The organism is Idiomarina baltica OS145 (assembly GCF_000152885.1).
GTDB lineage: Bacteria > Pseudomonadota > Gammaproteobacteria > Enterobacterales > Alteromonadaceae > Idiomarina > Idiomarina baltica.
In genome coordinates this window covers 48,250-66,551 of sequence record NZ_CH672403.1, presented here as the reverse complement: position 1 = coordinate 66,551, position 18,302 = coordinate 48,250, and the positions used below count along the sequence as shown (strand labels likewise).

Below are 18,302 nucleotides of genomic sequence, written 5' to 3'. Positions count from 1 at the left end.
TATTAAAAGCCATGGAATTTAAACCAACCTTGAATGACACTCTTTAGTTCGTTGGCGGCTTCTGGGGGACGGGTCAATAAGCTACGCGGTCGATAGCTTAATTGTTGATATTTTTGGCTAAGTGTTTCATGCATAGACCATTGCTTAGCGACCCATCGGTTGGCTGAAGCTGATTTAATATCGAGTACCGGGAAGGTGAGCTTAGCGATTTTGGTGCCTAGGACTCGATTAAGTGCTGGCTGCGGCAGATACACATCCAACAAGATGACCGCATCGGGCGCGGCTGAAGGATTTTTATTGATCCAATCAATCCAGAGCGCACCACTGATTCCCTCAACAAGCCACACAACGAAACCGGGGTGTTGACTCACTTTTTCATTCAGTGCTTCAAGGCGCTTAAATAACGCGGCTCTATAAGGCTCCAGTGCGTTATCATCGGGTTGAGTAAACTCAGAGTCAGGGGTGTGATGCGCTAACGAGGTGGGTTGGATAAGCATACTCGGTGGTGTCAATCCCCAACTACGCCAACCCATCTTCGACGCTTCATGATAACTGGATTTAATGAGCGAAGATTGCAAGGGGTGTAGACCCCAGTCCGGCAAGGCAACAAACTGCCCTCGTTCGAAGCTTCTTAATGGCTCAAGTTGCAGTGCTAAATACTGTACGTCTTTCTCTGTCGCGTCTTTGAGCCAGACGATCTCGTCAGGGGGGACGAAACGAGCACGATCATCCTGTCCGTGTGAAATAACAGACCAGCAGATGACAAACAACAGGATGGCAACGCGCATAATATTCATGCTTTGTTATCGTCATAAGACTGAAATTCTTTAAACTTTAGCTAAAACGGGCAGGGGCTGGTGAAGGTTAGCGTTTGCTCGGTCTGAGGGTGTGTAATACGCAGTTCAAATGCATGTAAGAGCAGTCGTTCAGCCGCCTCAAAAGCGGCTGAGTGTGCATAAAACTTATCACCTAAAATAGGACAGTTTAATGCCAACATGTGCACCCGTAGCTGATGTGAACGACCTGTGTAGGGTGATAGTTTGACAGTGCATCCCTGAGCTTGACGTTTTAGCACTCGGTAAAAGGTTTGACTGGGCTTGCCATTGAAAAAGTCGACTTGTTGCTTCGGTCGATTAGGCCAGTCGCAGCTAAGTGGTAAATCGATACAGCCATTGTCAGCGGGCAATGCTCCCCACACTTTTGCCAAGTAGGTTTTCTTTGGAGTTCGTTGTTGAAACTGTCTACTTAGGTGGCTTTGCGCGGCTTTACCAAGCGCAAACACCATCACACCCGACGTGGCCATATCTAGCCGGTGTACTAACTTGATATCAGGAAATATGCGAGCGAGGCGAGTGTAAACGGAATCTCGATGTTCGAGTAATTTCCCTGGTACGCTAAGCAGTCCTGCGGGCTTGTCGACCACAACCAACGCATTATCTCGATGTATTATCTTGAGATAAGGGTTGGTTGGTGGTTGATAGTGAAGCAGTGCCATTAGTGATGATTGACCAAAATACGCACGGCAAACAACGAAAGCTGCGGTTGTTTTAGCGATTCTAATAAGGTTTGCTGGCGCATTTTGATAGCTTCAATTTCAGATTCGCGTACGGAAGGATTGCGCTGCTTTAGTTTGGTCAGACGTTCAAGTTCCTTTCCTAAGTTTTCACTGATACGCGAACCGATAGCAGCGCTTTGTTGCTCTAACCAAGCTTCAGCAGAGCTACGCGCTACTTCTAAGTGCGACTTAGTGATATCACGCAACTGCTTTAAAATTTGCCGTGAGGTTTTTTTATCCATAAAGTCGGCTTGCTTGGTTAATGCATCGCGTGGCACTTTGCTCGTCAGTTCCCGCCCTTGGCTATCAAGCAATATACGATGGTTCTGAAGCGGAAAGAACTCCTGAGCTACCGCGCTTTGGGGGGCGTTAATCTGTGCACTAAAGTCAACCTCCATGAACCAGGCGCCCTCAGGCAGCGCTTTGTTATTTAGCTTAGTAACGCAGACGCTACCGAAGTCTTGCTGGGTCACTATATCCAAGGCCTCTTGCACGTGAGGGTGGTCCCAACTTAAGAATTCGATATCCTCGTAATTAAGTGCCGTGGTGCGGTCAAAGGTGATGGTCATCCCTTCTTCTTGCAGGCCTGGAATAGCCTCGACGCGCATATGCTCGCTCGGTTTAACGAACACTCGGTTTTCGTCGAGTTCTTCGATATCGATACCAAAGCGCTCCCAGAATGTGGTCATAAACTCATCCAGAGTTGATACGTCGCTGCTTTCTTCTATAGCCAAGATTACCGACTTAGCCTGTTCTGGACGGCATGCATTTAACTCTTGTAGTTTATCGCGACCCGCTTCAACCTCGGCCATCAGTTGCTGATGTAACTCTGCGCTCTGCTGCAGCACTTCTTTCGGAAGCGGCTGGCAGCTTAGCAAAGCCTTTTTAATCTGCTGAGAAAAGTCGTCATACATGCGGCGTCCGACGGGATTACATTGTTCGAATGCATTCATCGTGTGATACCAAGGCAGTAAAATGCCCTCGTCGGAGTCTTCGGTGTAGGGCAGGTAGATCGCGATATCATGGGTTTGCCCGATACGGTCAAGTCGTCCTATCCGTTGCTCAAGTAAGTCTGGGTTTTCAGGTAAGTCGAATAGTACGAGTTGATGCACAAACTGAAAGTTCCGCCCCTCGCTACCTATCTCTGAGCACAATAAAATCGGGCTGCCATTATCATCGTCGGCAAAGAACTCGGCAGCGCGGTCGCGTTCAAGTAATGACATACCTTCGTGGAAAACGGCAGCGTTTATCCCTTCAAGCACACGCAATGCTTCGGCGAGCTCATTTACCGTTTTCGCGCTGTGGCAAATAAGCAACGTTTTGTCATCCCGGTTACCTTTTATATGGTCAATAAGCCAAGTCACACGGGGGTCGCCCAGCCACCAAGGTTCACGCATGTCATCCTCGGGCTCAGGTAGTTTAACCGAGTGAAATTGACGCGCTGGGAATCCACCGACATTTTGACGGCGGTTTCTAAACATAACCCGGCCTGTGCCGTGTTCATCAAGGAGTTCGTCGAGTTCCTCTCCTTTAAGCTCCGTCGCTTTATCTGCCAGTTCGCGATAATGAGTTTGCTCCTCCTCAAACGCGCTAAAATCGTTAAAGCGGTCTGGGTCAAGTAACTGCAAACGCTTAAAGTGTCCCTCGTTACCTTCTTGCTCAGGTGTTGCGGTTAATAACAATAAGCCTGGGATGGCTTTCGCTAGCTGAGCAAAGTGTTCATAGCCCCGTGTACTGTCATTAAGGTGATGGGCTTCGTCGACCACCAACATGTCAAATTCGGCACCCATGAGTGCGTCATGCCACTGTTCATCGTGTAGGATTTTGTTGTTGATAATCACTAATTGTTCAGTAGAAAATGGATTATCACTATCGAGTTGCGCTTCTCGGATTCTGGCTTCATCAAACACACTGAAATCAAGCGCAAATCGGCGCTTCATCTCAACAAGCCATTGGTGACGGAGGCTATCGGGTACGGCAATTAGTATACGTTGGCTACGCCCCGTGACATGCTGGCGCTTGATAATCATGCCCGCTTCGATGGTTTTTCCTAAGCCGACCTCGTCAGCGAGCATAACTCGAGGGTGGTAGCGGTTCGCCACGGTTGATGCGACGTAACACTGGTGCGCTAACAGATTCACACGTGCGCCTAGGAGACCCGCGACAGGGCTTTGTTGCCAGCGCGCTAATTGTTGTTGGCCTTGCATGCGCAGAAGATACAGATCGTGGCGATCGGCTTGCCCTGCAATAAAGCGCGTTAATGCTGGATTGGTATCAATTTGATGAGCTAACTGGGACTCTGGCACCATCACCTCTTCGCCTGAGTCTTCGCGTTCACCGAAATAGATGGCTAACCCTTGATGCTCTTTTGCTTCGGTGACGATAAAACGCCATTGATCAGCATGTGTTGCTTCTTGTCCTTCATTCAGCACAAATCGAGCGAGAGGTGCGTCGGATTTAGCGTACATTCGTGTTTCCCCTGTGCTAGGGAACATCACCGATACCTGGCGTCCATCCACGGCAGTGACTACGCCAAGGCCTAAATCTGTTTCAGTTTCGCTTAACCAACGTTGCCCTAAACTAAACTCGCTCACTTCGTCCTTCCTATGCGCTAACTTTAAAGGTCGGCAATAGTAATGGGGAGATTAGAAAAAAACAATGCGACTGTCATCCCTGTGTCACGAATTTTGGTCTAAGCTTTAATCAAACGATAACAAAAGGTGTACGCTATGACCGCAAATGTTAGTCAAACCTCCCAAGCTACTAAGTACTTCGTTTTAGATACCAATATTCTATTGCATGATCCTCTCGCTTTTCTCAGCTTCGATGAGCATAACGTCGTTATTCCTATGGTCGTGTTAGAAGAGTTAGATAATATTAAGGATCGCAATAAGGACGTGAGCCGAGATGCGCGTGTTGCGATTCGTTCATTGGAGGAGGTGTTAAAGGATGCAACACCTGAGCAGATAGTTAAAGGTGTCCCTTTGACGCAGTTAAGTGGCGACCACCAAGCGAGCGGCACGTTAGCTATTTTCCCTGACTACGAGTTGAAGCAAAGTGCGTCTGCTTTGGCGCTCAATGAAAATGACCACCGTATTATTCAAGTGGCGTTAGAACTGCAAATTAAGTTTGCGGGTAGCACGGTCACTTTGGTGACAAAAGATATCAATATGCGCCTAAAAGCCAAAGGTGCGGGCGTAAAACATGTTGAGGATTATCGCACAGACCAATTAATTGATGATATTCGTTTATTGACGAAAGGTTTCTATCAGTTTGAAGGGGACTTTTGGCAACAAGTGGGTGATGTCAGTACGTTGCAAGAGGGGCGAGATGCCTATCACACGGTTTCGCGCGAACACATGCCGCAAATTTTCTATAACGAATATTTTATCGATGAAACAGAACATTTCGCAGCTCGGGTGGACACTTTTGACGATACCTCTGTAACGCTGATGGATTTGGGACATGAGCGCTTAATGGGTTACAGCGCGTGGGGGATTCACCCTAAGAATATATATCAAGCGATGGCGATGCACGCACTGCTTGACACAAGCTTGGACATGGTCATTCTGACGGGGCCGGCGGGTAGTGGTAAGACGCTATTAGCGCTTGCTGCGGCATTAGAAATGGTGGTCGAAAAGGGGATCTACGAGAAAATTATTGTTACCCGAAACACGCCAGAGATCGCTGAGTCTATTGGCTTTTTACCGGGGACAGAAGAGGAGAAAATGGCGCCTTGGTTATCAGCTATAACGGATTCTCTTGAAGTATTGCATAAGAATGATGAGAGCATGGACTCGAGTCTCAATTACATCATGACGAAAGCGAATATCCAGTTCAAGTCATTAAACTTCATGCGTGGTCGCAGTATTCAAAATGCGGTGGTTATACTTGATGAAGCACAAAACTTAACCGCATCACAGCTAAAAACAATAATTACCCGTTGTGGTGAGAATACGAAACTGGTCGTGTCGGGCAACTTGGCGCAGATTGATAGTTATTACTTAACTGCTGTCACCTCAGGACTCACCTTTATCGTAGAGCGTTTTAAAGATTATCCAGGCAGTGCGACCATTAATCTAAACGGTGTGGTAAGAAGTAGTCTGGCAGAGTATGCAGAGGAGCATCTATAGCTTAGTTGCCTTTGATAACCGTATACTGCCCAGTGTTGACAAGAAACTGCACATCACTGGAGAGTTGGCCCGCTGGTAAAACGGCGGGCCCTGCGACATCCATGAGAACGAATTCAGTTCCGTTGTGCATCAAGGTTATATCGTTTGCTTGCTTTGCCATTTGAATGCCAAAAATCGCATGTTTTGGGAAATAAACAATGATCATTCTTGCTTCAGGAATAATCTCTTTTAGTAAGGCTAGCGTGAGGCTGACTTTACTGTCACAGTCACCTCGATTGTTGAGAAGAAGGTAATTAGGTGGCGTGAAGCCATCTCCACGACTTGATAGCTTGCTACTGAGACTGTCATAAGGAATCGACTGAACAAAATGGCCAACGTAGTTGGTGTAGCTGCGTCGACTGTTATCTTTAAGTTCGTTCCCGATAGCGACAACCAGCGTTCTGAGAAGTGATTGAGTTTTCTCGGCAATAGTAACTGCATCTGGAACGATGCCCGTTTCCCCCAATGGAAGCGACAATTTGCGATAGTAATTTGCCGATAAATAGTCTTGCCATTGCTGATTAAAAAATTGTTGTACCTTTCTCAGTTGCTGTTGGTAACGTTGTTGTAACGGTTCCGTTCGTGCTTTGCGTATTGATAAGGTTAATTTCTCTTGTCGGGGGGACAGCGTCGCTTCAACACCATACCAACGTTGGCGCTGTATATACTGATTAACTTGATAATTAAGCTCACGAAGTGCGCGCTTTCGGTCGTAACTCCGAAATGTTGCAAACGGCTTTAAGAAGTCGCGCTGATTAACACTGAAACTAAGCTGCGTGAGCTTCCCGTTGGGAAGATTCCATTGGTAGGAAAGTAAAATATCGCCGTCACGGGATGTTTTCTCGAAAGCTGTTTGTTGAGCAAAAGCTTTGGGGACACTGCTAACAAGCAGAACTGTTGAGAGAACAATGACTGCACCCCAAGCGGACAGGTATGTTCTCTCATCAGATAGCTTTTTCATTAGAACTTCATTTCGGTAATTGGACTTTCTTCAAACTTTAAGTCGACTTGATACTCAACGCCGCCCGCTCTAATAAAGAAATACGTTTTGTCGCGTTTGAATAGTTCATGAAGTGAAACGACGCGCACGCCAGGACGGCGTTCAGCGTTCCAGTCGCTCATCTCCACGCCTGTGCGCGAAACTAAAATGTTTTTATAACGGTCACCAGTTACCAGTAGCAACTTTTTATTTTCGTTGCGCAATAAAATGGTGTTACCGGTGACAGAAAATGGTTCTTCGTTGCCTAGCACAGCCTTCTCCCAAGCATTCTACTTTTTAATCATCACTATAACGAATTATCCTGATTTGGCAACATGACTACAATGCACGAAGATAATCTTCAACAATGAGCAATGCCGCAGCACTGTCGACTTTGCCTTTTTCCAAGCCGCGATAGCCATCGCGTTCAAACAACGCTTCTCGAGCGGCGGTGGACGTTAAACGTTCGTCTTGAAAGACAACGGGGACATTAAAACGACCGTGAATACGATTGCCAAACTTTTTCGCGCGTTGCGTGAGCGGTTGCTCCGTGCCATCCATATTAAGTGGTAGGCCAACGACGACACGTTCAGGCTGCCACTCTTTGAGCAGTTGTTCGACAGTACTCCAGTTTGGAATACCGTCCTGAGCTTTGAGTGCTTTTAAAATAGAGGCGGTGCCCGTTATCGACTGACCCACTGCAACGCCAATACTTTTGGTGCCAAAATCAAACCCGACAACTGTCATGCGTGACCTACATCCGGTCCGAGCTTCCAAATATCAAAACCGAGTTGCTCGGTGGCTTTTTCCCAACGTTGATTAGTCGGTGTGTTAAACAATATCTCAGGATCCGCAGGGATAGCTAACCACGAATTTTCAGCCAGCTCTTGCTCTAGCTGGCCAGCTTCCCAACCCGCATATCCGAGCGTTAGCAGAAACTGTAACGGCGCCGCGGAGGAACCCAAGGCCTCTAAAATGTCACGCGAAGTGGTGACCATAATCTCATCACTCAACTTGAGACTGCTACGCCAGTTTTGTTGTGGCGGGTGAATCACAAAGCCTCGCTCCTGACCCACAGGTCCGCCTTGATAGACTGGACCTTTAAGGCTGTCCGCACTGTCCGGATAAACAATTTCAAGTTTGTCGAGCAACGAGTTAACCGTTAGCTCTGCAGGTTGATTAATGATCAGTCCCATCGCACCGTCTTCGTTGTGTTCGCAGATATAAGTCACGCTACGACGAAATAGCGGATCATTCATACTGGGTGTAGCAATTAAAAAATGATTTTGTAAGCTTTCCATAAAGCACTCCTCACTCACGATAAGACTTATATCGGGGTTTATTCAGCAATTTCAACGACGCTGCTGCAGATCGTGCTCAATAGCTGCGAAGAGTTGCGCTGCTATATTGATGTCATAGGCGTTTTCGATCTCTCGCATACAAGTTGGACTCGTCACATTGATTTCTGTAATACGTTCACCAATGACATCGAGACCAACAAGATATAAACCTTTTTGTTTAAGTGTGGGACCGATAGCACGCGCAATGCGTTCGTCACTTTCGCTCAATGGTTGCGGACGCCCACTGCCGCCAGCCGCAAGGTTGCCGCGTGTCTCACCAGCAGAAGGAATTCGTGCCAATGCGTAAGGTACCGGTTCGCCATTAATAATTAGAATCCGCTTATCGCCGTCTTTAATCTCTGGCAGATATTTTTGTGCCATGGCATAACGCTGACCTTTTTCGGTGAGTGTTTCGATGATGACACCTAAATTTGCACCGTCTTCGTTAACTTTAAATATCGATGCGCCACCCATCCCGTCTAGCGGTTTAAGTATGACGGTACCGTGCTTCTTATGAAACGCCTTAAGTTGCTCAGCATTGGCGGACACCAAACTATCGGTAATAAATTCAGGAAACCAACTGGTATAAAGCTTTTCATTACAATCTCGCAAGCTTTGCGGGTTATTCACTACCAGCGCACCTTCAGCTTGCGCCAAATCAAATATGTGCGTTGCATAGAGGAACTGACTATCAAACGGCGGGTCTTTGCGCATCATGATTACATCAAAGTCACCGAGCGGTAGCTTCTCAACATCACCTAACTGATAAAAGTCTGTCTTTTGATCTTTGACGGTGACCTTACGTGCCATCGCATAGGGGCGACCTGAATCAATAAGTAGATCGGCCATTTCAATATAATAACTTTGGTAACCGCGCGCCTGTGCTTCGAGCAACAGTCGGAAACTGGTATCTTTTTCCGTTTTTACCTGCGCAATGGGATCCATAATCATGGCTAACTTCATGGGTATTTTCCTTATTCGTTGCTGGCGTTGAGATCACCAAATTCATACTGGATGGCTGCTAAAGCTGTCATCGCAGCGGTTTCTGTTCGCAGAATACGTGGTCCTAAACGAATCGGTTTAAAGTGATGGTGGCGAGCGTGTTCAACTTCAATATCCGTGAAACCACCCTCTGGACCAATCATTAACTGAATGCGCTGGGCCAAGTTAGCGCCCTCAATCTGATTGAGCGGCACGCGCGCATAGGGATCTAAGGTTAACCGCAAACCGTCAAACGGCGTCTTTACAAAGTCATCGACTAATATTGCAGGAAGTACGATAGGGACATGACTGCGACCCGACTGCTCACAAGCAGAAATGACAATTTTCTGCCATTGTTGTTGTTTCTTCTCAAGTCGATCACCGTTTAATTTTACACCGCAGCGCTCGCTGAACAGCGGAGTGATGGCATTAACACCGAGTTCCACTGATTTCTGTAGGGCGAAATCCATCCTGTCTCCGCGTGAAACGACCTGACCTAGGTGAACGAATAAAGGAGACTCGGTGCTGTTGAGTTGGGCACCAGTAATTTCAACTTGCGCGCTTTTCTTGGCGACTGAAGTGAGTACCGCTGCGTAATTAAAATCATCGTTACAAAACAACTCAAGCGCCTGACCTTCTTGCATGCGAAGCACTTTGATGGTGTGTTGAAAGGCGTCATCACTGAGCGATACGGTGCTGTTGACCGTGAGTGGCTCGGGATGAAAAATGCGTGGAACTCTCATACGACTTAATTGAATCCTTATCTATAAACAGACTTTTGGACGTCTAGAAGTAGAAATTTTTTTATTGATCGGTTAAATTACGCCGTCAGTACTAGTTATTTTAATCAAAATAAAGGAATGGTAGGCATATGTCACGTCACCTATTTACTTCTGAATCGGTTTCAGAGGGCCATCCTGATAAAATTGCGGACCAGATTTCTGATGCCGTACTGGATGCAATTTTAGCAAAAGATATCCGCGCCCGTGTGGCGTGTGAAACCTATGTCAAAACTGGCATGGTATTAGTGGGCGGGGAAATATCCACTTCAGCTTGGGTCGATATTGAAGATTTAACCCGTCAAGCCATCCGTGATGTCGGTTACACACATTCGGACATGGGTTTTGATGCCAACTCTTGCGCGGTACTAAACGCGATTGGTAAGCAGAGCCAAGATATTAATCAAGGCGTAGATCGTGAATCGCCTGAAGCGCAAGGCGCCGGTGACCAGGGTTTGATGTTTGGCTATGCATCTAATGAAACCTCGGTATTAATGCCAGCCCCCATTACCTATGCGCACCGCATTGTTCAGCGTCAGTCAGAGATGCGTAAAAATGGCACGCTCGATTGGTTACGTCCTGATGCCAAAAGCCAGCTGACGTTTGTTTACGAGAATGGTAAACCGGTGGCAATTGATACTGTAGTGCTTTCGACCCAACACCGTGAAGATATTGACCAAGCCACATTGCGTGAAGCCGTGATGGAAGAGATCATTAAGCCAGTGCTACCCGAACAATGGGTTAGCCGTGATACTAAGTTCCACATTAACCCAACCGGTCGATTCGTGATTGGCGGCCCGATGGGTGACTGCGGTTTGACGGGGCGCAAAATTATTGTGGATACCTACGGTGGCATGGCGCGTCACGGTGGCGGCGCGTTCTCGGGCAAAGATCCATCGAAGGTTGACCGCAGCGCCGCATACGCGGCACGTTACGTGGCGAAAAACCTCGTTGCCGCAGGCTTGGCGGAACGCTGCGAAATTCAGGTGTCATATGCAATTGGCGTTGCTGAGCCAACATCAATCAGTATTGATACCTTTGGTACTTCGCAACACAGTGAAGAGAAGTTGATAGCGCTAGTACGCCGTCATTTTGACTTGCGTCCTTACGGTTTAATTCAGATGCTTGATCTGGAACGGCCTATTTATCGTGCTACGTCGACCTACGGGCACTTTGGGCGAGAGGAATTTCCATGGGAAAAAACTGATAAAGCCGATGCATTAAAGCAGGATATCTAGTTTACGGGTGTTGAATTTTTCGCCCATAAATTTGCTTGAAGCCCCCGAATTGTGGACAATACGCGCACCAACTATGGTTCATCTAATTGCGTGTCACCAATCGGGGGTTTTTCATGTCTGAACGTCGTCATCTCGCCAACGCTATCCGTGCTCTAAGTATGGATGCCGTCCAACAAGCCAACTCAGGTCACCCTGGGGCGCCAATGGGCATGGCCGATATCGCTGAAGTATTATGGCGAGATTATTTAAAGCACAACCCAAATAGCCCCAGTTGGGCCGACCGCGACCGCTTTGTGCTGTCAAACGGTCATGGCTCGATGCTCATCTACTCGTTGCTTCATTTAACAGGTTACGACCTTAGCATTGACGACATTAAGCAATTCCGTCAGTTACATTCGAAAACCCCTGGCCATCCAGAGTATGGTTATACGCCGGGTATCGAGACTACGACAGGGCCTTTAGGTCAAGGCATCGCAAATGCTGTCGGCATGGCGTTAGCGGAAAAAACTCTGGCGGCACAGTTTAACCGTGATGAACATAATGTAGTTGACCACTTCACCTATACCTTTTTGGGCGATGGTTGCTTGATGGAAGGCATTTCTCATGAGGCTTGCTCATTGGCAGGTACACTTGGCTTAGGCAAGCTCATCGCATTTTACGACGATAACGGTATCTCGATTGATGGTGAAGTCGAAGGCTGGTTTACAGACGATACTGCACAACGCTTTGAATCATATAACTGGCATGTGATTCGTGATGTTGATGGACATGATGCCGATGCCATTAAACAGGCGATTGAAAGCGCACGCAGCGAAACGCAGCGCCCTACATTGATTATTTGTAAAACCGTAATTGGTTTTGGCTCGCCTAATAAGCAAGGACAAGAGAGTTGCCACGGTGCGCCATTAGGTGATGACGAAATTGCACTCGCGCGCAAGCAATTGAATTGGTCGTATGATCGCTTTGAAGTGCCTCAGGATGTTTACCAAGCGTGGGACGCTAAAGACAAGGGTGATGCGATTGAGGCCTCGTGGAATAAGCATTGGACCGCTTATGAACAGGCTTACCCAGAACTTGCAGCAGAGCTTAAACGTCGCTTAGCGGGTGAGTTGCCTGGCGACTTTGAAAGCGAGTTACAGGCTTACATTGAGCAATTGCAAGCTAACCCTGAAAACCTCGCAACACGCAAAGCGTCGTTAAATGTATTGAATGAGGTGGGTCCGAAACTACCTGAACTGCTGGGTGGTTCGGCTGACTTAGCAGGGTCTAATCTAACCTTATGGCAGGGTGCTAAAGGCGTAACAGCTGACGACGCGAGCGGAAACTATGTGTTCTATGGTGTGCGTGAGTTTGCGATGTCGGCGATAATGAATGGAGTGACGCTGCATGGTGGCTTCAAGCCTTACGGTGCAACCTTCTTAATGTTTATGGAATATGCGCGCAACGCAGTGCGTATGGCCGCCTTAATGAAGCAGCCCTCGATTTTCGTTTACACCCACGACTCAATTGGTTTAGGTGAAGACGGGCCGACTCACCAGCCTGTTGAGCAATTGGCTAACCTACGCTTAACACCTAACCTCAATTGCTGGCGCCCGTGCGATGCAGTCGAAACCGCGGTCGCTTGGCGCAGTGCGTTGCAAAGCAACGATAAACCAACAGCGTTGGTGTTTAGCCGTCAGGGGATGCAGCAGCAAACACGCGATGCCGAGCAACTTAATAACATTAGCCGCGGTGGTTATATCCTGAAAGATTGTGATGGCACACCAGACTCTATTTTGATTGCGACGGGTTCCGAGGTCGACTTAGCGGTTGCAGCACGTGAGCAATTGGCTGCAAAAGGTATGAATGTCCGTGTTGTTTCGATGCCATCCACGGATGTATTTGATGACCAGGACGCCGAATACCGCGAGCACGTATTACCTTCAGCTGTGCGTAAGCGCGTTGCAGTTGAAGCCGGTATTGCTGATTATTGGCGTAAATACGTTGGCTTAGACGGCACTGTGATTGGTATGAACTCGTTTGGTGAGTCAGCTCCGGCTAAAGCACTTTTTGAGCACTTTGATATTACCGTGGAAGCGGTTGTTCGCGCGGCGAGCTAAACGAGGTTTGAATTGACGAAGAGAATCGCAATAAACGGTTTCGGCAGGATCGGGCGTAGTTTTCTACGCTCGTTCTATGAGCGCGGCTGGCAGCAACGCTTTAGTATTGTCTTGGTGAACGAGCCCGCGCCATCGGAGTCGATGGCGCACTTGTTGAAGTACGATTCGTCTCACGGTCGATTTCAATTTCCAGTCACTTTGTCTGATGACGATCTTACCGTTGCCGGCGATACGATTAAGTTGAGCCACGAAACCGAAATTGAGCGCGTTGACTGGCAAGCGCGTGGCGTCGATATCGTTGTTGACTGTACGGGTGTGTTTGGCAGCCATGCAGACGGAGAGCGCTACTTAAACGCGGGTGTGAGCCGGGTGTTGTTCTCGCAACCCGGCACGCCTGATATGGATGCGACTATCATTTTTGGGGTCAACCAAGATGTATTATTGCCTGAGCATCGCATCGTATCGAATGGCTCTTGTACAACGAACTGCATTGTACCGGTGATCAAATTACTCGACGACGCTTTTGGCATTGAATCAGGTGCGGTCACTACGATCCACTCGGCAATGCATGATCAGCAAGTCATCGATGCTTATCATCCTGATTTAAGGCGCACACGAGCGGCGGGACGGTCAATTATCCCTGTCGATACAAAGCTAGCACGCGGGATTGAACGCATATTACCTCATTTACACGGTCGCTTTGAGGCGATCGCGGTACGTGTTCCAACTACAAATGTGACAGCGATGGATTTAAGCGTCACGCTACAAACCGATGTCGATGGTGAACAAGTTAACCGATTGATAAAAAATGCAGCTTCCAAAGGGTTACGAGCAATACTCGACTATACTGAAGAGCCTTTGGTGTCGATTGATTTTAACCATGACCCGCACTCGTGCATTGTTGATGGAACTCAGACGCGTGTGAGTCATCGTCGATTGGTAAAACTTTTATGTTGGTGCGATAACGAATGGGGTTTCGCTAACCGTTTGTTAGAAACGACTGAATTAATGACACAGCAATAATTATATAAAACTCAACTGAGTAAGGGGATTCAATGTCTGTCATAGCGATGACTGATTTGGACTTACAAAACAAGCGCGTATTGATACGGGAAGATTTAAATGTTCCGGTAAAAGATGGAAAGATCACCTCGGATGCGCGCTTAAGAGCAGCACTACCCACGATTAAATTGGCACTCGAAAAGGGTGCTAAAGTGATGGTGATGTCGCACCTCGGGCGTCCGACAGAGGGCGAGTATGAAGAACAATATTCGATGGCACCTGTAGCAGATTACTTGAACGACGCACTCGAGCAACCGGTTTCTTTAGCGAAGGAATACCTTGATGGCATCGATGTCGCGCAGGGGCAAGTGGTGGTATTTGAGAATGTGCGGTTCAACAAGGGCGAGAAAAAGAATGATGATGCTTTAGCTCAGCAATTGGCAAACTTATGTGATGTGTTTGTAATGGATGCCTTCGGTACAGCACACCGTGCCCAGGCCTCAACACATGGCGTCGCAAAATATGCGCCTGTGGCGTGCGCCGGACCGCTGCTTGCCGCAGAGCTTGATGCGCTCGGTAAAGCACTTGATAACCCTAAACGCCCGTTGGTCGCGATTGTTGGCGGTTCTAAGGTTTCGACAAAGCTTACTGTGTTGGAATCGCTTTCGACGGTTGTCGATCAACTCATCGTCGGTGGCGGTATTGCAAACACCTTTATCGCAGCCCAAGGGCACAATGTCGGAAAGTCTTTGTACGAGAAAGACTTAGTGCCTGAGGCGCAACGTCTGATGGCGGCTGCCAAAGCAAAGAATGCAGAAATTCCGTTGCCTGTTGATGTTGTGACGGGACAGGCGTTCAGCGCCGATACAGTAGCAGAGACCAAAGCCGTTGAATCGATCAAGGATTCAGATATGGTATTTGATGTTGGGCCTAAAACATCAGAAATGCTGGCAGAGAAACTGAAAGCAGCTGGTACTATCGTATGGAACGGTCCGGTTGGGGTCTTTGAATTTGAGGCATTTAGTAAAGGCACCGAATCAATGGCGAATGCAATAGCCAGCAGTGAGGCTTTTTCAATTGCTGGCGGCGGAGATACGCTCGCTGCGATTGATCAGTTTAATATCGCTGATAAGATAAGTTATATATCAACGGGTGGTGGCGCATTTCTTGAATTTTTAGAAGGCAAAAAGTTACCCGCGGTAGAAATTTTAGAACAGCGCGCACAAGACGCATAAATGCACGCCGAAAACTAAGGAGAATTACATGGCCATTGTGTCACTAAGACAAGTACTTGATCACGCAGCAGAGAATGGATACGGCGTTCCTGCTTTTAACGTAAACAACCTAGAACAAATGCGCGCGATCATGCAGGCAGCTGATAAAACCAATAGCCCGGTCATTGTGCAAGCCTCAGCAGGGGCTCGGAAGTATGCCGGTGCTCCTTTTTTGCGTCACTTAATAGAATCGGCTGTTGAAGAGTGGCCTCATATTCCAGTGGTTGTCCACCAAGACCACGGTACGTCACCGGCGGTGTGTCAGCGTTCAATTCAGTTGGGTTTCAGCTCGGTCATGATGGACGGCTCATTGCTTGACGATGGTAAAACACCAGCGGATTACGATTATAACGTACGTGTTACTAAGCAAACCGTTGAGATGGCGCATGCGTGTGGGGTATCAGTCGAAGGTGAATTGGGTTGCCTCGGTTCGCTTGAAACAGGAGAGGCTGGCGAAGAAGATGGTGTCGGCGCTGAAGGTAAACTGTCACATGACCAATTGTTGACTGATCCTGAAGAGGCGGCGGCTTTTGTTGCTGCGACCGATGTTGACGCGTTAGCTATCGCATGTGGAACGTCACACGGCGCATATAAGTTTACCCGCCCGCCTACGGGTGACATCTTATCGATTGACCGTATTAAAGAGATTCACCGTCGTATTCCTAATACGCACCTTGTAATGCACGGTTCATCTTCTGTACCGCAGGACTGGCTGAAAATCATCAATGAATTTGGTGGCGAAATACCAGAAACCTATGGTGTGCCGGTTGAGCAAATTAAAGAAGGTATCAAAAACGGTGTTCGTAAGGTCAACATTGATACGGATCTTCGCTTAGCTTCAACAGGCGCAGTGCGTCGTCACTTGGCTGAAAATCCAAGTAATTTTGACCCGCGCAAGTATTTGCAAGCGGCTACCGACGCGATGCAAAAGATCTGTGAAGATCGGTACTTAGCGTTTGGTTGTGAAGGTCAAGCAGACAAAATCAAGCCCATTACATTGGAAAAAATGTTTCAATTGTACGAGGCGGGCAGTTTGAAGGCTGTCATTAAGTAACGTAAAGTAGAGCGGATGCTCATGAACGAGCCGGCGTGCCGGCTCGCATGCAAAGTGGGGTTAATGTGCGTTTATCAGTATTAGTAGCAAGTATACTTCTACCATTTGGTGTGCAGGCTCAAACGTTTATGTTTGACGATGCCGAGGATATGGATACGACAACGGAAGAGGCTTGGGAAGCAAGTGCCGAGTTTGGTCTGTTATTCACGACGGGTAATACCGAAACGGAAAGCTTAAAGGCCAAACTAAATGTCGCAAAGGATATCAGGAACTGGCGCCATAAAGGTGTTTTGGATTACTACACGGCAGAACAAGAAAACCAAGACACAGGTGAAACAACCGAGACAGCAGATCGCTTGTTTTTATCGGCGCAATCAAACTATAAGTTTGAGCCAAACAGTAAGTCATCATTGTTCATATTCGGCTCCTATGAAGAGGATGTATACAGTGGCTATGAGTATCAGAGCACATTAGCTATCGGTTACGGAGCACGCTATCGCTACAGCGAAAATCTGTATGCTGACTATGAAGTCGGTCCGGGTTATTCTCGTGTGAAGCCGGTTGATGAAAACCGAAACCCGCTAGAAGCTGAAGGTTCAGCAATCTTACGTTTAGCGGGCAGTATGACGTGGGATATTTCAGAAAACTCGCGTTTTAATGCATTAGTTTCCTCTGAAATTGGTGAAGAAAACACGAAAAGCCGAGCTGAAGTATCAATTTCTTCCAATATCAACTCATCGTTGGCGTTAAAAGTGTCGGTATCGGGCACTCACAACTCTGAAGTTGCGAATGAAGACATTGAAAACCTCGACACTGAGACCGCGGTAACTGTTGTTTATACGTTCTAAACTCGTTCAGCCGATTAATATAAAAAAAGCCTCTTTCAGTTTTACTGGAAGAGGCTTTGTCATATTTGTGTCATATTTTTGTAGTATATTTTCCACATAACGATAATTAGTCTACTTTGGAGACTAGGTGAGTAGACAGTATCGTTGCTCAGCATAATCGGGCGATTGAATAGTTCTCTATTCAACGTCTGCTTAAATCAAGGTTATATCGGTTGTTAGCGGTTTTATTTAGGGGGCGATTTAGTTACTATTCGCGCCAGCTAACATCGGCTAAAATCCAAGGACCTGTTATGTCTGTAAATTCGTTTTTAGGTGTATTCGCAAAGTCACCTATTAAACCGATGATTGAACATATCGATGAAGTACATCGTTGTGCGGAGTCATTGAAAGACTTCTTTCAAGCGGTTTATAAGGGCGACTGGGACGCTGCTGAAGAACAGCGTAAACGTATTGTAACGCTTGAACAAGCGGCGGATAAGCTAAAACGTGATATCCGTTTGAACCTCCCCGGCGGACTTTTCATGCCCGTTGAGCGGACTGACCTACTAGAGTTAGTCTCTCAGCAAGATCGTATCGCTAACAAAGCGAAAGATATCTCTGGCCTTATCACAGGGCGCCAATTACAAATTCCTGCACATTTGGTTGAGGGCTTTAACAGCTATCTAAACCGGTGTATTGATGCAGTTGCAAAAGCACGTGACACCATTGGTGAATTCGATGACCTTTTGGAAACTGGTTTCCGCGGACGTGAGCGTACTTTAGTTGATAATTTCATTAAAGAGCTCGACGAAATTGAAGCGGATACTGATGAGTTGCAGGTCAAGTTACGTCAGCAATTCCGTCAAGTTGAAAACGACATGAACCCGCTCGATGCAATGTTTTTGTATCGTATTCTCGATTGGGTAGGTGATTTAGCCGACCTGTCTGAACGTGTAGGCGCACGCTTCGAATTGATGTTAGCGCGAGTCTAAACGGGAGCTA

Annotated in this window: 17 protein-coding genes; 8 read left to right on the top strand and 9 right to left on the bottom strand. The window is 47.4% G+C overall.

What is annotated here, in order from left to right; all coding sequences use genetic code 11:
- Positions 1 to 2 precede the first annotated feature (2 nt).
- Genes OS145_RS01750 through rapA form a run of 3 tightly spaced genes read right to left on the bottom strand, consistent with a single transcriptional unit; the run spans position 3 to position 4,149 of the window.
- A complete protein-coding gene (locus OS145_RS01750; protein ID WP_006954264.1) occupies positions 3 to 797 on the bottom strand; it encodes a DUF3530 family protein in 795 nt (264 codons plus the stop codon).
- 41 nt (positions 798 to 838) lie between these two features.
- Positions 839 to 1,495, bottom strand: a complete 657-nt coding sequence (locus tag OS145_RS01745) for a pseudouridine synthase (protein WP_006954263.1) — start codon at positions 1,493 to 1,495, stop codon at positions 839 to 841.
- Positions 1,495 to 4,149 (bottom strand): RNA polymerase-associated protein RapA, encoded by a 2,655-nt coding sequence (gene rapA / locus OS145_RS01740; RefSeq protein WP_006954262.1) that lies wholly within the window; start codon positions 4,147 to 4,149, stop codon positions 1,495 to 1,497. The genes OS145_RS01745 and rapA overlap by 1 nt, the downstream gene beginning before the upstream one ends.
- A 135-nt stretch (positions 4,150 to 4,284) precedes the next feature.
- On the opposite strand from rapA, the gene OS145_RS01735 reads away from it, so the two are divergent.
- Positions 4,285 to 5,688 carry a PhoH family protein gene (locus tag OS145_RS01735; protein ID WP_006954261.1) on the top strand — a complete coding sequence of 468 codons (1,404 nt, stop codon included), beginning with the start codon at positions 4,285 to 4,287 and terminating at the stop codon, positions 5,686 to 5,688.
- Between the two features lies 1 nt (position 5,689).
- Here the strand turns inward: OS145_RS01735 and OS145_RS01730 are convergent, their stop codons facing one another.
- The 6 genes from OS145_RS01730 to OS145_RS01705 all read right to left on the bottom strand — a co-directional run bounded on the left by OS145_RS01730 (position 5,690) and on the right by OS145_RS01705 (position 9,770).
- The gene (locus tag OS145_RS01730) at positions 5,690 to 6,688 is read right to left on the bottom strand and encodes a hypothetical protein (RefSeq protein WP_006954260.1); all 999 of its coding nucleotides are present in this window, start codon (positions 6,686 to 6,688) and stop codon (positions 5,690 to 5,692) included.
- On the bottom strand, positions 6,688 to 6,978 hold the full coding sequence (locus OS145_RS01725) for a hypothetical protein (RefSeq protein WP_006954259.1): 291 nt from the start codon (positions 6,976 to 6,978) through the stop codon (positions 6,688 to 6,690). The genes OS145_RS01730 and OS145_RS01725 overlap by 1 nt, the downstream gene beginning before the upstream one ends.
- Positions 6,979 to 7,045: 67 nt before the next feature.
- Positions 7,046 to 7,453 (bottom strand): Holliday junction resolvase RuvX, encoded by a 408-nt coding sequence (ruvX, locus tag OS145_RS01720; protein WP_006954258.1) that lies wholly within the window; start codon positions 7,451 to 7,453, stop codon positions 7,046 to 7,048.
- Positions 7,450 to 8,007 (bottom strand): YqgE/AlgH family protein, encoded by a 558-nt coding sequence (locus OS145_RS01715; protein WP_006954257.1) that lies wholly within the window; start codon positions 8,005 to 8,007, stop codon positions 7,450 to 7,452. Before OS145_RS01715 ends, ruvX begins: the two co-directional genes overlap by 4 nt.
- A 51-nt stretch (positions 8,008 to 8,058) precedes the next feature.
- Positions 8,059 to 9,009 carry a glutathione synthase gene (gshB, locus tag OS145_RS01710; RefSeq protein WP_006954256.1) on the bottom strand — a complete coding sequence of 317 codons (951 nt, stop codon included), beginning with the start codon at positions 9,007 to 9,009 and terminating at the stop codon, positions 8,059 to 8,061.
- Positions 9,010 to 9,020: 11 nt separating this feature from the next.
- Positions 9,021 to 9,770, bottom strand: a complete 750-nt coding sequence (locus tag OS145_RS01705) for a 16S rRNA (uracil(1498)-N(3))-methyltransferase (protein WP_006954255.1) — start codon at positions 9,768 to 9,770, stop codon at positions 9,021 to 9,023.
- A gap of 128 nt (positions 9,771 to 9,898) precedes the next feature.
- Between OS145_RS01705 and metK the strand changes: the two genes are divergently transcribed.
- The 7 genes from metK to OS145_RS01670 all read left to right on the top strand — a co-directional run bounded on the left by metK (position 9,899) and on the right by OS145_RS01670 (position 18,292).
- A complete protein-coding gene (gene metK / locus OS145_RS01700; RefSeq protein ID WP_006954254.1) occupies positions 9,899 to 11,044 on the top strand; it encodes a methionine adenosyltransferase in 1,146 nt (381 codons plus the stop codon).
- Positions 11,045 to 11,157: 113 nt separating this feature from the next.
- Positions 11,158 to 13,143: a transketolase gene (gene tkt / locus OS145_RS01695; protein ID WP_006954253.1), complete on the top strand. Its 1,986-nt coding sequence runs from the start codon at positions 11,158 to 11,160 to the stop codon at positions 13,141 to 13,143.
- Positions 13,144 to 13,155: 12 nt separating this feature from the next.
- A complete protein-coding gene (epd, locus tag OS145_RS01690; protein ID WP_006954252.1) occupies positions 13,156 to 14,166 on the top strand; it encodes an erythrose-4-phosphate dehydrogenase in 1,011 nt (336 codons plus the stop codon).
- A gap of 32 nt (positions 14,167 to 14,198) precedes the next feature.
- Positions 14,199 to 15,380: a phosphoglycerate kinase gene (locus OS145_RS01685; protein WP_006954251.1), complete on the top strand. Its 1,182-nt coding sequence runs from the start codon at positions 14,199 to 14,201 to the stop codon at positions 15,378 to 15,380.
- 28 nt (positions 15,381 to 15,408) lie between these two features.
- On the top strand, positions 15,409 to 16,473 hold the full coding sequence (gene fba, locus OS145_RS01680) for a class II fructose-bisphosphate aldolase (protein ID WP_006954250.1): 1,065 nt from the start codon (positions 15,409 to 15,411) through the stop codon (positions 16,471 to 16,473).
- A 35-nt stretch (positions 16,474 to 16,508) separates the two neighbouring features.
- Positions 16,509 to 17,321 (top strand): DUF481 domain-containing protein, encoded by an 813-nt coding sequence (locus tag OS145_RS01675; protein WP_242603638.1) that lies wholly within the window; start codon positions 16,509 to 16,511, stop codon positions 17,319 to 17,321.
- A 290-nt stretch (positions 17,322 to 17,611) separates the two neighbouring features.
- A complete protein-coding gene (locus OS145_RS01670; protein WP_006954248.1) occupies positions 17,612 to 18,292 on the top strand; it encodes a TIGR00153 family protein in 681 nt (226 codons plus the stop codon).
- The last annotated feature ends 10 nt before the right edge of the window (positions 18,293 to 18,302 follow it).

Bases quoted from the DNA above. Each gene is read 5' to 3' on its own strand.
- OS145_RS01730 (WP_006954260.1), bottom strand. From the start codon at position 6,688: ATGAAAAAGCTATCTGATGAGAGAACATACCTGTCCGCTTGGGGTGCA.
- OS145_RS01685 (WP_006954251.1), top strand. From the start codon at position 14,199: ATGTCTGTCATAGCGATGACTGATTTGGACTTACAAAACAAGCGCGTA.
- OS145_RS01715 (WP_006954257.1), bottom strand. From the start codon at position 8,007: ATGGAAAGCTTACAAAATCATTTTTTAATTGCTACACCCAGTATGAAT.
- tkt (WP_006954253.1), top strand. From the start codon at position 11,158: ATGTCTGAACGTCGTCATCTCGCCAACGCTATCCGTGCTCTAAGTATG.
- OS145_RS01735 (WP_006954261.1), top strand. From the start codon at position 4,285: ATGACCGCAAATGTTAGTCAAACCTCCCAAGCTACTAAGTACTTCGTT.
- gshB (WP_006954256.1), bottom strand. From the start codon at position 9,009: ATGAAGTTAGCCATGATTATGGATCCCATTGCGCAGGTAAAAACGGAA.
- OS145_RS01750 (WP_006954264.1), bottom strand. From the start codon at position 797: ATGAATATTATGCGCGTTGCCATCCTGTTGTTTGTCATCTGCTGGTCT.
- OS145_RS01745 (WP_006954263.1), bottom strand. From the start codon at position 1,495: ATGGCACTGCTTCACTATCAACCACCAACCAACCCTTATCTCAAGATA.
- metK (WP_006954254.1), top strand. From the start codon at position 9,899: ATGTCACGTCACCTATTTACTTCTGAATCGGTTTCAGAGGGCCATCCT.
- fba (WP_006954250.1), top strand. From the start codon at position 15,409: ATGGCCATTGTGTCACTAAGACAAGTACTTGATCACGCAGCAGAGAAT.
- OS145_RS01705 (WP_006954255.1), bottom strand. From the start codon at position 9,770: ATGAGAGTTCCACGCATTTTTCATCCCGAGCCACTCACGGTCAACAGC.
- OS145_RS01670 (WP_006954248.1), top strand. From the start codon at position 17,612: ATGTCTGTAAATTCGTTTTTAGGTGTATTCGCAAAGTCACCTATTAAA.
- ruvX (WP_006954258.1), bottom strand. From the start codon at position 7,453: ATGACAGTTGTCGGGTTTGATTTTGGCACCAAAAGTATTGGCGTTGCA.